Raw genomic sequence first — 14,699 nt, 5'->3', positions numbered from 1 at the left:
GGCCCTTAGAAGGCCTCCATCGCTTCTTCAAGTGCGCGGATGATCTCTGGCGGTGCCGGGCGGACCGTTACGTATTCGGTCTCGTACCCGCGGGCGATCTCGAGCGCCGTGCGGCCCTGCGCGTTCCGCACGGCCGGGTCGGCGCCGGCCCCCAGCAAACGCTCGATAACGTCCAGCCGCCGGTACTCCACCGCACACATCAGCGGCGTGCCCGCGGATCGAGGGGCCTGGTTCAGCGGCGTGCCCGTCGAGATCAGCAGGTCGACGACCTCGATCGGCGCGGTGCGGGCGGCCACGTGCATCGCGGTCTCGCCCGGATAGCCGAAGGCGCCCGGATCTCCGCCGGCTTGCAGCACCAACTCGACCATTGTCGCGTCGCCTCGCTGCACGGCAGCGGCCAGCGAAGTCCATGTCGGCGCGCGAGAAGCATCGTTGGTCGTCGAGGCTCCAGCATCGACCAGCACGGCCACGGCCTCCGCGGAGCCCGATTCGACTGCCGCGAGGAGCAAGTGCTCCCACGAATCAGGGAGAGCACCGTGGGCGAGCAAGGTCCGGAGCGACTCGACCCGGCCGGACTTGGCAGCCCCGAGCACGGCGCTCTCGAGTTGGTCGTCGCTCCATTCGCGCGATCCGAGATGCGATTCGAGCATGTCTTGGCTGGTGTGCACGTACGCCGCGAGGAGCCATTCATCGGACGGTTGGGCAAGTTCGACGAAGGTGGCGATCGTGCGCGCGTCGCCCGAACCGAGCGCGTACGAGAGCGCACTTCCGCGATTGCGTGCCTCCAGACGCGGATCGGCGCCAGCGCGGAGGAGCAGCCGGCACGCGTCGGCGTGCCCGCGCTGGGCCGCGCGTTGAAGCGCCAGGCCTCGATCGGCATCAACATCGGCCCCTGCCTCGATCAGCGCCGAGACGGCATCGGTCGATCCCCGCGTGGCGGCCCAGGCCAGCGGTCGACCCTGCGAGAGCAGGTATCCGATCGTCCAGACGCCCCGCGTCAACTCCTCATCGATTGGCAAGCCCAGTGCGGCTTGCCGCCTGATCGCCTCGCCGTCGTCCTCGACCGCCGCCAGGTGCGTTGCCGGGAGGGGCTCGCGCTCGACGGCGCGCCAGATGCCGAAGCCAAGGGTGGTCGCCCAAGATGCACCCACGAGAAGCACGAGCAGCGTGAGGCTCCGCCATCCCCAGGCGGGCACGTGCGTGCCGTACGCCAGGCCGCACTCAGGGCAGCGGTCCGGCTCCACCACCGCGCCCTCAGGACACGGATAGTCGCAGGCCACGCATCGCCCGCGTCGTCGCCGGCGCCACCGGACGAACGTGCCCGGCGTCGCGAGCAGCACCACCAGCACCAGCCACGGCGTACTTAACACCACGGCGTTCGCCGCCAGCCCGCTCCAGATTGGCACGAGCGGCAGTGCTCGGCGTTCTTCGATGCGGATTCGATTGAGGTCGGGCTGGACGGACCCATGCACCGAGGTCTTGCCCCACATTACTTCCTCGATGAGCACGCCGCCCCGCATTGCTTCTCCCGGAAAGGACGCGTCTTCCTGGCAGAACCCCCACGACACGCGCACGCAGCGCAACGGCCAGCCGTAGGCACGCTCGACGGCGTACGGGCGGTCCATTTCGTCTGGCGGCCCGTCGTGCACGATGCTCCAGTCCGGCAGCGGCCGCTCGTAAGGAGGATCGCTCGCCCACCGCGGCTCCACCCATCTGACGATCCGATCGGTCGAAGCGGTCGTGCGCAATTCGGTGACGGAGAACGCCCCGAGCGGCGACACCGGATAGCCGCCGACGATGCCGGTGTCCGAGCCGTGGTAGGAGACCCAGTCGTTCCCGCGCCACCCCATGCCCCACAGCGACGCACGCAGCCACGCGATCCCCACGCTGGCCGATAGTCCCCCGGCCAATGCCAGGCCCAGCACCAGCAGCGTCCTTGTTGGCACCCATCGCCGCATCGCGCCCCCCCCGGCTCGCGGATCCACCCAGACGCCCGTTCCTACGCTCGCCCGTCGGTCAAATCTTCTCACTTCCTTTCGAGATGAGGCGCACGCATGTTCGAGAAGACCTCAAGAAGAGCCCGCATCGCCGCAGCGTGCTCGTGCTGCCTGTTCGCTGCCTGCCATGCGCCCAGGGCCGACCTCGCGGCCATCTACAACGCGCCGGCCCAGCAGATCGGCAACGATCGCACGCCCGTGGTCGTCATCCCGGGCATCCTCGGCTCGCGGCTCGAGAACCGTACCACGGGCCAGAAGGTCTGGGGCTCGTTCACGTACGGCGCCGCCGATGCCGACACGCCCGAGGGCGCGCGCGAGATCGCTCTGCCCATGGCCAAGGGCGTGCCGCTGCGAGAGCTGCGAGACGACGCGTACAGCCCCGGCGTGCTCGACATCCTCGTCGCCAACGTCACGCCCTTCCGTCGCATCCGCATCGGCGCCTACGTCGACATCCTCACGACGTTGGCCGTCGGCGAGTACCGCGACGAGGAGTTGGGTAATAGCGGCGCCGTCAACTACGGCGGGCTGCACTACACGTGCTTCCAGTACGGCTACGACTGGCGGCGCGAGCTCTCGGAGAACGCCGCCGAGCTGCACACGCGCATCCTCGACGCACAAGACCAGGCCCGCGCGGGCAAGGGCCTGCCCGAGGGCGAGCACGTGAAGGTCGACGTCGTGGCGCACTCCATGGGCGGGCTCGTGCTGCGGTACTACCTGCGCTACGGCGACCAGCCCCTGCCCGAAGACGGCTCGCTGCCCGAGCTAAACTGGGCCGGCGCGCGCAACGTCCGCCAGGCCATCCTCATCGGCACGCCCAACGCCGGCTCGGCCAAGGCGCTCGAGCAACTCGTCGAAGGGCTCAACCTCAACCCGCTCTTCCCGAACTACCGCCCGGCCGTGCTCGGCACGATGCCGGCGATCTACCAGCTCCTGCCCCGCCCGCGTCACGCGACGGTCATCGATCGCATGACGGGCGAGCCGATCGACGTGCTCGACGTCCAGACGTGGAAGCGGTACCAGTGGGGGCTGGCCAGCCCGAAGGCCGACAAGGTGCTGCGGTGGCTGCTGCCCGAAGTCGAGAGCGAGGAAGAGCGAGCCGCGATCGCGCTGGAGCACCTCGAGAAGTGCCTGGCGAGCGCCGAGCAGTTCTTCCGCGCCGTCGACCTGCCCGCCAGTCCGCCAGAGGGCACGACCATCTCCATCTTCATCGGAGACGCCCGGCAGACCAACAGCGTCCTGGGCGTCGACGAAGACGGCAAGGTCCGCGTCCTCGAGCGTTCGGCCGGCGACGACACCGTGACGAGGCTGAGTGCGCTCATGGACGAGCGGCAAGGTCGGGAGTTTGCAGCCGGACTCGACTCACCCATCGATTGGGACCGCGTGCAGTTCATCAACGCCGATCATCTCGGCCTCACGCGCTCGCCCGACTTCGTGAACAACCTGCTGTACATGCTGCTCGAGCAGCCGGTCGAAGAATGAAAGAACCGCGGCCGCCCTCCCCGAGTGCGGCCGCGATCCGAAGAAAAAACCAAGGTCTAGCGGGGCGGGTCAGCGCCGGCGGCGGGCGATCAGGCCCATGCCCGCGAGCAGCCCGACGGCGCCCACGCCCGGCGCGGGCACGATCGTGATGCGGCCGATGAGGTCGCCCTCGGTGAACACGCGGGTAATCTCGTCGCCCGGAGCGGTCGTCGTTCCGATGATCGACGCGAGGTACGCGTCGGCGCCCGGCCGCGAGAAGAAGAACTGGATGTCCTCGAATTCGCGCGTGCCTCCGGTCGCGTCGATGCCGGCGACGAACGCCGGGCCATCGGTAATGTCGTTGACCTCGGTGCCGTTGTCGTACACGCTGCGGCCGAAGATGTCGATCGTGACCGGGCCGAGGAAGTTTCCGTCGGCGTCGAAGATCTCGCGCGCGCTGTCGTTGCCGACGAACAGGTCATTGGTGGGCACGACCATCGAGGCGTAGTTGAAGTAGCGGTTGCGGGTCGCGTCGCCCACGTCGAACACCATCGAGGCGCTCTCGCCCGGGCTGAACACGGGCGGGCCACTCGGATCGGCAAACGTCGCATCGACGCCCATGGGCTGCTCCATCGCGAAGCGGGCGCTCAGCGGGCCCGTATCGCCGAGCTCGGCGATGGCCGTGATCCCACCCGTGGCGGCGGTCCCCGCGTCGAACACGTCGAACGTGTTGTCGTGGAAGCCAACCCAGAACGGCGTGAAGGCCATGCCGCCGGGCTCCTGGAGGTTCTCGATGCGGATCTCGACGGTCTGTGCCAGCGCCGGCGCGGCCGTCAGCGCCGCCAGGCCGAGCATCATCGTGGTCGTTCGGTTCATCTTCTGCATCTCCTGCGTTGGGTCTCTCCCGTATCTCCCGGCGCGACGACCCATCGCCGCGCGCCCGATGGGTCGATCGGGCACGCGGCGCCTTGCAGGCGTTCCGAGAAAATCTGTGATCAGTTCCGATCCGACTCGCGAAGGCGATCGATCAGGCGGTGGCGGACCGCGTCGGGCATGGGCTCGGGCGTGGTTGCCTCGTCGAGACTCTCGAGCGCGTCGCCGATGTCGCGCATCTTGCGACGAGCCGCCCGGCACGAACCGCACAGCGCGCTGTGCATCCGTTCGCCCGCCCGCTGGGCCCGCGTCACGGCCGGATCGCTGAAGTTAGCGCGGATGCGGTCGGCTTCCTCGCATCGAAGGGTCAGCACGTACCAGAGCGTCGAGAACAGGGCGGCCACGCGCTTCATGCGTCGCCGCCCTCGCCCGCGCCGTCGAGCTCCCGCCGCAGCCGGGCCTTGGCCCGATGCACCAGCGTCCAGACTTGCGAGGCGCTTACGCCCAAGGCTTCTCCCAATTCCGCCGAGCTCAGACCGTCGACCTCCCGCAGCACGAGCACCGACCGCATCGGCTCGGGCAAGCGTTCGACCGCCCGGGCTACCCGGCGGGCAAACTCGGCCCGCTCCATCGATCCCAGCGGAGTCGCGCCCATCCCTTGGTCGACCAACATAGCCCATCCTTGCTGGTGAACCCGCCAGAAACCGTCAGAAAAGTCCTCCAGCGGGGCCGAGGCCATCTCCGCGAGGTCGGCGGCGTGCTCCTTGCGGCGATATCGGGCCCGCAACGCGTCCAGTACCTTGTGCTTGAGGATGCCCGTGAGCCACGTCCGTTCGGCCGAATCGCCGCGGAACGACCGGGCTGCTCCGAGCGCTGCCAGAAGGCAATCCTGCACCGCGTCTTCGGCTTCGCCCGCGTCCCCCAGCCGCCGCAGCGCATACGCATAGAGCGCATCGCCGTGGGCTTCCACCCATCGGCTCGGGTCGACGCTCGGACTGTGGTCGCTTGGGTCCATGGGAGACTCTCGAACGCGTCCGTACAGGTTGGCCGGCCGGGTTCGAGCCTACCCCGACGCCCCGAGAGGCGTCAGCCGCCGGGCTTACACTGGGGCGATGCGTTCGATTTCTTCGCGATTGTTCGTGACCGCCGCAATCTTGCTCGTTGCGTGCGGTGCCCGTTCCCAAGACGCCACCGAGCCCCTGAGCCAGGACTCGCCGGTCGTGGCGCCCGAGGCGGCCCAGGCCCAACCGCCCGCGATCGACGCCCCGACCACCGCGCAGGTGCAGGAGCGCATTGCAGAGGTCGAGGCCCGAGAAGACCTGGAGGACGCCCAGAGGGATGCGATCCTCGCTCCGCTGCGTGCGGCGTTGGCATCGCTCCAGCAGCGCAGCGCGTCCCAGGCCCAGCAGCAGGAGTTCGTCGACGCACTCGCCGCGGCGCCGGGCACGATCGAGCAACTCCGCGCCGAGGTCGATCAGCCGGTCACCACCCCGACGCTCCCCGACACGAGCGAGCTGCCAGCCGACGAGGCCCTCGAGGCCGTCCGTGCCCAGATCGCAGAGGCCGAGGCCCGTCTCGAGGCAGCCCGCGCCGAGCAATCGCGCCTCGAGGCCGAGCAGGCAACGCGCGCGCAGAAGCTCGCGGAGGCCCCGGTCCAGCTCGTCGAGTGGGGAGAGGCCCTGACCCAGGCAACGACCGAGCTGGCCGCGCTGCCGGCCGACCCCGAGGATCCCGCCGCACTCGCCCGCCGATGGCAGAAGCAGGCCGAGGCGGCCGAGCTTGCCGCTCGCATCGCTCGGCTCGAGGCCGAAGTCGCCAGCTACAACGCCCGCCGCGAGCTCCTGCCGCTCCGCCAGACGCTCGCCCAGCGCAAGGCCGACGCGGCGTCACGGTTGCTCGAGAGGCTCCGCGCCGCCGAGACCGAGGCGGCGAACCGCCGCGCCCGCCAGGCCCAGCAAGAAGCCCTCGAGCAAGCCGACGACGTCGCCGATCGGCAGCTCAGTCAGATCGCCGAGCGCACGAGCGAGCTTGCGAGCCGGCGGCTCGGCCCGCAGGGCACGCTCGAGCGACTCGAGTCGCTCCGCGTCGCGCGGAATCGGGCCGACGAGAAGCTCGAGGATCTCCAGCGGCGGGCTCGCACGACGGCGGCGCGTGTCCAGGCCGCCGGCCTCACCGAGATCGTCGGCCAGTCGCTGCGAACCGAGCTGCGCAACCTTTCGCGCTACGAGCCAGCCGACGACGACCAGCTCAAGACCCGGATCGACGAAGCTCAGCTCAACCTGATCGAGGTCGAAGAAGAGCTGCTGGAGTTCCGCGACGTCCAGGCGGCCATCGCACGTGCACGCGAGCGCGTCACGAACGGTGCCGACTCGTTGCCCGCCGACGTCGAACGCCAGATTACGAGCATCATCACCAGCTACGTCGAGACGCTTCAGGCCCTCGAGTCCGAGTACCGGGCCTACGTGAACGAGGGGTACGAGCTCCTCACGACGCGGAGTGCCCTGGCCGAGACCACCGACGCCTTTCGGACGTTCATCGAAGAGCGCATCCTCTGGACCCGCAGCGTGCAGGGTCCGTCGATCCCGCGGGTCGAAGACGTCCTCGATGGTGGCGTGTGGCTCCTCGGCGGCTCTCGCGACCTCACCGATCCGGAACCCATCGGTTCGAACTGGGTCGGTGCCTTGGGCGAGCTGTGGCCGCCGAACGTGCTCGTCGTGCCCGTCGCCATCGCCCTGATCGTCTCGGCGTGGGCCCGCCGACGAGCCCGCAGCGCCCTGCGGTCGATCGCAGGAAAGGTCCGCAAGTTCGGCACCGACAGCATGCGGCTGACGCTGGAGGCCATCCCACTCACCATCGTCGTCAGCCTCCCGCTGCCCATCGCGCTCGGCCTGGTCAGCCTCTTGCTGACCGGCACCGAGGTCGAAGTCGCCGAGGCGGTCGGACGGGCGCTGTTCGACGCGTCCATCCTTGCCTTCGTGCTCGAATTCGTCCGACACGCCGCCCGGACGGACGGCCTGTTCGAGGCCCACTTCCGCTGGCGCCGCGATGGGCTCACGCAATTCCGCCGCCTCGTCTTCCTGCTCGAAGCCACCATCCTCCCGCTGACGGTCGTGACACGCGCCTACGTCCACCAGTCCGACCTGGTCTACAACGACGCAGTCGGCCGCCCACTGTTCATGCTGGGACAGCTCGTCTTAGCCATGTTCACCGCCGCGGCGTTTGCGCCCTGGCTGCCCTTGGTCAAGAACTACTTGGCCAAGCACCGTTCGGGCGTCATCAATCAGACGCGATGGATCTGGTATCCGCTGTTCGTCGCGGCGCCCATCGCGCTCGCCGTGCTCGCGGGCCTGGGCTTCTACTACACCGCCGCCCAGCTCGACGAGCGCTTCCACCTGACCGTCTGGCTCGCGGTCGTTGCGACCATCGCGTACAACCTCGTGCTCCGCTGGCTGTTCATCGAGCGCCGGCGCATGCTCGTCAAGCGCGCCCAGCAGCGTCGCGAAGAAGAGGCCGCCGAGCGCGCCGAAAAGGCCCAGGGCGGTGGCGAAGACGGCGGCATCGAGATCGAGACGCCCGAACTCGACGCCGCCGAGGTCGACACGCAGACGCGCCGCGTCCTCGTCGCGGCCGTGCTCGTCGGCGTGGTCCTGGGCATGTACGCGCTCTGGGCACAGCAGCTCCCGGCGCTCCGCATGCTCGAGCGCGTCCAGCTCTGGCCCAACGTCAGGCTCGTCGACTCGGACCGATCAGCGGCCCCCGCGTTCGTCGATGCACAGCCCGCCCCGGCTTCCGAGTCGACCGAGCAGTCCGCCGACCAATCCAGTGAGCAGGCATCGTCATCCTCGGGCGGCGGTTCGGGCTTCAACCCCTTCGGCTCCACTTCCACGGGCGAATCGACGCCGAGCGAGGGCGTCAACGTCGTGACGCTCGCCGACGTCGGTTCGGCCTTTCTCTTCTTTGCCATCACCTGGGTGCTGGCGCGGAACTTGCCCGGCCTGCTCGAGATCACCCTCCTCAAGCGGTTGCCGCTCGACGCGGGCGCCCGATTTGCCGTCACCAGCATCCTCCGATACCTGCTGGTCATCGTCGGCATCTTCCTGGGCTTCGGGGCCATCGGCATCGGCTGGTCGCAGGTCCAGTTCCTCGCCGCCGCGCTCACCTTCGGCCTTGCCTTCGGCCTGCAAGAGATCTTCGCCAACTTCATCTCGGGACTGATCATCCTCATCGAGCGGCCCATGCGCGTGGGCGACACCGTGACCGTGAACAACATGAACGGCAAGGTCACACGCATCCGCATGCGCGCGACCACCGTGCTCGACTGGGAACTCCGCGAGGTCATCATCCCCAACAAGGTCTTCATCACCCAGGAATTCACGAACTGGACGCTGTCGGACCCCCGAATCCGCGTCACCGTGCCCGTGGGTGTTTCCTACGGCTCCGACGTCCGCCTGGTCGAACGCGAGCTGCTCGAACTCGGCAAGTCCCAAGCCCACGTCGTCGCCGAGCCGCGCGTCCGCTCGCTCTTCCTGGGCTTCGGCGACAGCACGCTGAACTTCGAGCTGCGCGTCTACCTGGAGAGCTACGACTTCTTCCTCGACGTCAAGAGCGAGCTGCACACGCGCATCGCCGAGCGCTTCCGCGAGCTCGACATCGAGATCGCCTTCCCGCAGCGAGATCTCAACATCCGCGACATCGGACCGCTCGCCGACGCGCTCGCCCAGCGTTCACGCTCGGATGATCGCCAGCCCGATACTGCCGAAGGCACCGAGGAACCTCGATGAGCGCGATGAAGTTCACGGCCATGGCGCCCGACTCGGGCGTTCTCATCCACGCGTCGCCCGCCGGCGTCGAGCGCAACCCGCAGGCGCCCATCGAGCAGATCATCACGGGCGAGGCCGCGTGGCGCTGGCTCCACCTCGACCACAACCGGCCCAACGCCGCCGAGTGGCTGCGTCTACAGCAAGACCTGCCCGAGGACGTTGCCGACGCCATGCTCGCCCTACAGACGCGGCCGCGCTGCGTGCAGTGGAACGGCGGGCTGCTCTTCATCGGCCGGGGCGTCAACCTCAACGCCGAGGCGATGCCCGAAGACATGATCTCGATCCGCGCCTGGCTCACGCCCGGCCGGCTCGTCACCGTCGTTCGCCGCCGCCTGCGCGCCGCCGAAGACGTCGCCGCCAGCATCGAGATGCCCGTGCCCAAGGTCAAGGTCGATGCGGCCGGCGAACTGCTGCTCATGCTCCTGGAGAACCTGCTCGAACGCATGACGCCCACCGTCACCGAGAGCGGCGAGCAGATCGACGACTACCTCGAAGACGTCATCGACGAAGACACCCGCGTCGACCGCCGGGACATCGCACGACTCCGCCTCCGCATCATCACGCTCCGTCGCTATGCCCTGCCGCTGCGCGACGCCATCGCCGAGCTCCGCCTCGCACCGCCCACGCTCATGCCCAAGGATCTCACGCCGGCCCTCGTCGAGCTCTCGGACCGCATCACTCGGCTCGTCGACGAACTTGATAACCAGAACGTCCGCGCCGAGCTCGCGCGGGCCGAGGTCGCCGGCCAGGAAGACGAGACGCTCAACCGCCGCCTCTACGCGCTGGCCATCGTGACGGCGATCTTTCTGCCGCTCTCGTTCCTCACGGGCCTGCTCGGCATGAACGTCGCGGGCGTCCCCTTCACGCAGCAGCCATGGGCGATCTGGGTCTGGCTGGCGGTGTTCGGTGCCGTGCTGGCCGGCCAGCTGTGGCTGCTGCGCAGGCTGAAGTGGCTCTAGGTGATCCCGGCTAGCCCACGTGCCGCTCGGGCTCGAGCGCGTCGAGCATGTCGGCGTAGGTGCCGGTGACCGGTTCGCCCAGCGTCGGACCCAGGATGTGGCGGAGTTCGCCGATGTTTTCGTGGCAGCGTGCGACGTTGTGGGCCTTGCTCACCGCTGCCTCGAGCTCGCAGAATTGCCCGAGCCCGACGACCTCGTCCAGGTGGATGCGGACGTTGGCTCGCATCAACGCCACACGCGTCTTGCACACCACGCGCCACGTCGGCGGGTCGGTCCGGCCGAACCGCAGCCGCATCTGCGGCTCGTCGTACAGCGTGAAGCGGCACAGCCGCGGTGCCAGCCCGCTCCGCCGGTCATAAAAGACGTACTCGACCGGCTCGTCGACGGCCTCGCGCTTCTTGAAGACGCCGCTGGGCACGCGGAAGTAGGTGTCGCGTAGCTCGAGCGTGACCAGCGGCGTGGCCCCGGCGCGCAGCAACGCGGCCATGGCCGTCTCCGGGTCGCGTAGCTCGGTGCGAAACTCAAGGCTCTGCATCCGCGTGGCGTCCTTCCGGGCGCACCGATCGCGCCCGGAACCACTATCGGCCATCGGGCCGCTCGACCTCGGCGGGATTATCCCGGCCGATGCTCGGCGGGCAGCTCCTTGAGCAGCCTGGCCTCGTCCCATATCTCGACGCCCAGCTTCTCGGCCTTCTCGAGCTTGCTGCCGGCCTTCTCGCCGGCGACGACCACGTCGGTGTTCTTGCTGACCGAGCCCGAGACCTTCGCGCCCAGCCCCTCGAGCACATCCTTGAGCGCGTTCCGCTCGAAACGCTCCAGCGAGCCGGTCATCACGAAGGTGCGCCCGGCGAAGGAGTTGTCGGCCGACGCGATCGCTTGTCGTTCGGCCGGATCGACGTAGTCCTTGCTCGATAGATCGACGCCGACCTCTCGCAACGCATCGAACGTCTCGCGCGCCGCCTTCGAGTGCAGGTACTCGTGCACGATCGGTGCCGTCAACGCGCCCAGCCCGGTCTCGGGCGGGTCGTCGAGCTTGTCGGGCGAGCCGGTCAGCCGCTCACGCTCGGCCTGGCTCATCGAGTTCAGGGCCGTGGGCATGAGCTGCCACGCCTCGGCCTCGAGCAACGCATCGACCGACGGGAACACGCGCGCGAGCGACTTGGCCGTGCTCTCGCCCACGTGGCGGATGCCCAGCCCCGCCAGCACGCGGGCCATGCCGCGGCCCTTCGAGGCCTCGATGCCGTCGAGCATCTGCTGCACCGACTTCTCGCCTAGGCCCTCCAGGTTTCGCAGCGCCTCCTCGTGCTCGTGCAAGCGGAAGATGTCCGAGAAGTGCCCGAGCGGGATGTCGTCGCTCTCGCGGATCAGGTCGATGGTCTTCTCGCCCAGCCCGTCGATGTCCATCTGCCGGCGGCCCACGAACCACACGAGCTTCTCGCGGACCTGGGCGGGGCACTCGGGGTTGACGCAGCGGCGCGTCGTCTCCAGCTTCGGGTTGCCGGCTGCCTCGGTCGGCTCGATCTCGACGACGCCGCCGCACGCCGGGCACTTCTTGGGCGGCTTGATCTTGGTGCTGTCCTTCGACCGCGCCGACGCCACCACGCCCAGCACGTACGGAATGATCTCGCCGGCCTTCTCGATCTCGACGGTGTCGCCGATGCGGATGTCCTTCTGGGCGATCTGGCCGTAGTTGTGCAGCGTGGCGTGCTGCACGGTGGTGCCGGCGAGCAGCACGGGCTCCATCGTGGCGCGGGGCGTGATCTTGCCGGTCTTGCCGACCTGGTGTTCCACGCCCAACATGACGGTCGTCGCGCGCTCGGCGGCGTACTTGTATGCGATGGCCCACCGCGGGCTCTTGCTCGTGTAGCCCAGCAGCTCCTGCTGCTCGAAGCGGTTGACGCGCACGACCATGCCGTCGGTCAGGTAGTCCAGGTCGTGGCGATCTTCGTTGAACTGCTCGATGGCCGCGAGCACCGCGTCGGCGTCGCGAGCGGTCGTGGCCATCGGGCTCACTGCCATCCCCATCGATTTGACCTGCTTCATGAACTGACTGAATGACTCGGCAAAGCCGTCGTCGACCTCACCCCTGCCATGGGCGACGAAGCCCAGCTTTCGATCGGCCGCCACCGTTGGGTCGAGCATCTTGATGGTGCCCGCCGTCGCGTTGCGCGGATTCATGAGCGGCGCCTCGCCCGCCTCGGCCCGCTCGCGGTTGATGCGGGCGAACTGCGACAGCGGGATGAACAGCTCGCCGCGGACCTCGAGCACGTCGGGCACCTGCTCCTTGGGTGCGTTGAGGCGCAGGGGGATCGCGCGGACGGTGCGCACGGCGTGGGTCACGTCGTCGCCGCTGGCTCCGTCGCCTCGGGTGAGGGCGTACGCCAGCTCGCCCTTCTCGTAGCGCAGGCTGACCGCGACGCCGTCGACCTTCGGGTCGCACACGAAGCGGTCCGCCTCGGCGTTGCCGCCCCCGCCGGACTTGATCGCCTTGGTGACCCGTTCGACCCAGGCCCGAACCTCGGCCTCGTTGTAGGTGTTGTCAATGCTCATCATCGGGACGGCGTGATTGCGCGTCTCGAAGCCTTCGATCGGCTCGCCGCCCACGCGCACCGTCGGACTGGCGGGGTCGGCAAGGTCAGGGTGCTTCGCCTCGAGCCCGGCCAGCTCCTCGAGCAGCCGGTCGAACTCGGTGTCGCTCATGATGGGGTCGGCGTCGGCGTAGTAGGCCCGGTTGGCCCGCGTCAGCAGGTCGCGGAGCTCGGCGATGCGGGCATGCTCGTCCTTCTTGGCCATCGTGCGTCCAGCATAGTGGTGCGAGGCAAGGTACGATGCCACGTGCCCGAGGCAACCATCATCGACGGCAGGGCCCTGGCCGCTCGCTACCGCGACGAGATCGCGCGGCGCGCCGCCGCGCTCCAGTCGCAGGGCCGGCCCGTCCGGCTCGACGCCCTGCTCGTCGACGACGGCGACAGCGCCGCGAGGCAGTACGCCGACAGCCAGCAGCGGACCTGCGAAGCGCTGGGCATCGGCTATCGACTCCACACGCTCCACGCCCACGCCGGCTTCGACGAGATCGCCGGCCGCGTGCTGCTGCTGAACTCCAAGGACGAGTGCCATGCCATCATGGTGCACCTGCCCATGCCCGAGGGCGTGGATGCCTACGAGGTCCAGCGGCGGATCGATCCGGACAAGGACGTCGAGGGCGTCAACCCGGCCAACATCGGAAACGTCGTCTACGGCCGCAGCAGCCTGGCGCCGTGCACGGCCCTGGCAACGCTGCGCATGGTGCTTTCGACGGGCGTCGAGCTCAAGGGGGCGCGGTGCGTCGTGGTGGGGGCGGGCGACGTGGTGGGCAAGCCGATCGCCGTGCTCCTGATGCAGCAGGAGGCCACCGTCATCAGCTGCAACGTGCACACGGAAGGGGCGGCCGAGCTCGCCCGTACGGCCGACGTGGTGATCGCGGCTGCGGGCGTGCCCGAGCTCGTCAAGGCCGATTGGGTCAAGCCCGGCGCGGTCGTGGTTGACGTCGGCGTCAACCGGGTCGCCCAAGACGATGGTTCGACCAAGACGGTCGGCGACGTGGCGTTCGAAGAGGTCAAGCAGAAGGCAGCCTTCATCAGCCCCGTGCCGGGAGGCGTTGGGCCGATGACCGTTGCGATGCTGCTGCGGAACGTCGTGGCAGCCGCGGAGGGCGGCGTGAGCGATCTGTAGGAGCAATCACCTGGCGCGAGCCCGGGCCCTTCCTCGGGATCGAAGGGGATCCGGGCTCGCACCATGGCCCCGCTTGGTCCTGGGGTCGACGCGGCGCTTACGGGCAGCCGCCGTCGAACTCGTTCTGGAAGGCCAGGAAGTCGAACAGCGTCAGCTCGCCGTCGCCGTCGAAGTCGGCCAGCGGGTCGCCCGTGTCGAACAGGTTCTGGAAGGCCAGGAAGTCGAAGATCGTGAGATCGCCGTCGCCGTCGAGGTCTGCCCGGCAGGCGTCGGCCGCTTCGACGATGATCGAGCCGGTCATGCCACGGTGGCCCGTGACGCGGCAGGTGTAGTAATACTGCCCCACGTCGTCGGCCGAGGGGGTCCATTCGATGAAGTCGTCGGTCGGGGCCGGATCGGCGGTGAAGGCGTCGATGGGCTTGAGCGTGGCGGCATCGATGACGGCACCGTCGGTCGTGACGCGTCGGTACGTACCGTCGCCGCCGGTCACCTCGAGGGTGTCGTCGGTGATGACGAACGGGTGGGCGCCGGTGAGGCGGCGGAACAGGTACGTCTCGCCCGCGGTCAGGATGAACGTCGGGTCCACTTCGTCGACAAACGCGCCGCCGGCATCGGACCAGTTGAAGAGATAGTCGCTGGCGCCGGCGTTGTTCAGCGTGAACTCGACGCCCCCGGGCACGCGGAACACGCTGGGCTCGGGCTGGGTGGTCTGGGCGAGGGTGGTGGCGGTGACGCTTGCGGTCACCAGGGCCACGATCGTCGTCGTGCTTCGCATCTCACGGGTCTCCGGTATCGGGTTTCGTCGGGCTTCTGCCCGGAAAGGTGCCCCGGCCCGATCCGCGTTGCGGACAAGCACTAAAAAAACCGCCCTGCGGGCGGCC

11 protein-coding genes are annotated in these 14,699 nt (G+C 68.8%); 4 read left to right on the top strand and 7 right to left on the bottom strand.

Annotated features, from left to right (window positions below; genetic code table 11):
- Positions 1–5 precede the first annotated feature (5 nt).
- Entirely contained in the window at positions 6–1,946 is a 1,941-nt protein-coding gene (locus RIA68_06560; protein MEQ8317101.1) for an ankyrin repeat domain-containing protein, read from the bottom strand.
- Between the two features lie 108 nt (positions 1,947–2,054).
- Between RIA68_06560 and RIA68_06555 the strand changes: the two genes are divergently transcribed.
- Complete coding sequence (locus RIA68_06555) at positions 2,055–3,476, top strand: hypothetical protein (protein MEQ8317100.1); 1,422 nt, start codon at positions 2,055–2,057, stop codon at positions 3,474–3,476.
- 69 nt (positions 3,477–3,545) lie between these two features.
- Here RIA68_06555 and RIA68_06550 read toward each other — a convergent pair whose 3' ends face one another.
- The 3 genes from RIA68_06550 to RIA68_06540 form a co-directional block, all read right to left on the bottom strand.
- Positions 3,546–4,331 carry a spondin domain-containing protein gene (locus RIA68_06550; protein MEQ8317099.1) on the bottom strand — a complete coding sequence of 262 codons (786 nt, stop codon included), beginning with the start codon at positions 4,329–4,331 and terminating at the stop codon, positions 3,546–3,548.
- Positions 4,332–4,450: 119 nt separating this feature from the next.
- Positions 4,451–4,741, bottom strand: a complete 291-nt coding sequence (locus RIA68_06545) for a hypothetical protein (protein ID MEQ8317098.1) — start codon at positions 4,739–4,741, stop codon at positions 4,451–4,453.
- Positions 4,738–5,343 carry a sigma-70 family RNA polymerase sigma factor gene (locus RIA68_06540; GenBank protein ID MEQ8317097.1) on the bottom strand — a complete coding sequence of 202 codons (606 nt, stop codon included), beginning with the start codon at positions 5,341–5,343 and terminating at the stop codon, positions 4,738–4,740. Before RIA68_06540 ends, RIA68_06545 begins: the two co-directional genes overlap by 4 nt.
- 97 nt (positions 5,344–5,440) lie before the next feature.
- Here RIA68_06540 and RIA68_06535 point away from each other — a divergent pair, with 97 nt between their 5' ends.
- Both RIA68_06535 and RIA68_06530 read left to right on the top strand, forming a co-directional pair.
- Positions 5,441–9,109, top strand: a complete 3,669-nt coding sequence (locus RIA68_06535) for a mechanosensitive ion channel (protein ID MEQ8317096.1) — start codon at positions 5,441–5,443, stop codon at positions 9,107–9,109.
- Positions 9,106–10,107: a CorA family divalent cation transporter gene (locus RIA68_06530; protein ID MEQ8317095.1), complete on the top strand. Its 1,002-nt coding sequence runs from the start codon at positions 9,106–9,108 to the stop codon at positions 10,105–10,107. The genes RIA68_06535 and RIA68_06530 overlap by 4 nt, the downstream gene beginning before the upstream one ends.
- 10 nt (positions 10,108–10,117) lie before the next feature.
- On the opposite strand, the gene RIA68_06525 is transcribed toward RIA68_06530, so the two are convergent.
- On the bottom strand, positions 10,118–10,696 hold the full coding sequence (locus RIA68_06525; protein MEQ8317094.1) for a CYTH domain-containing protein: 579 nt from the start codon (positions 10,694–10,696) through the stop codon (positions 10,118–10,120).
- A 23-nt stretch (positions 10,697–10,719) separates the two neighbouring features.
- Positions 10,720–12,900 carry an NAD-dependent DNA ligase LigA gene (gene ligA, locus RIA68_06520; protein MEQ8317093.1) on the bottom strand — a complete coding sequence of 727 codons (2,181 nt, stop codon included), beginning with the start codon at positions 12,898–12,900 and terminating at the stop codon, positions 10,720–10,722.
- 42 nt (positions 12,901–12,942) lie between these two features.
- Here ligA and RIA68_06515 point away from each other — a divergent pair, with 42 nt between their 5' ends.
- The gene (locus tag RIA68_06515) at positions 12,943–13,818 is read left to right on the top strand and encodes a bifunctional 5,10-methylenetetrahydrofolate dehydrogenase/5,10-methenyltetrahydrofolate cyclohydrolase (GenBank protein MEQ8317092.1); all 876 of its coding nucleotides are present in this window, start codon (positions 12,943–12,945) and stop codon (positions 13,816–13,818) included.
- 97 nt (positions 13,819–13,915) lie between these two features.
- Here RIA68_06515 and RIA68_06510 read toward each other — a convergent pair whose 3' ends face one another.
- A complete protein-coding gene (locus RIA68_06510) occupies positions 13,916–14,593 on the bottom strand; it encodes a GC-type dockerin domain-anchored protein (protein MEQ8317091.1) in 678 nt (225 codons plus the stop codon).
- Between the last annotated feature and the right edge of the window lie 106 nt (positions 14,594–14,699).

The organism is Phycisphaerales bacterium, from assembly GCA_040217175.1.
Lineage (GTDB): Bacteria > Planctomycetota > Phycisphaerae > Phycisphaerales > UBA1924 > JAHCJI01.
This window is presented reverse-complemented; position numbering and strand designations above follow the sequence as displayed.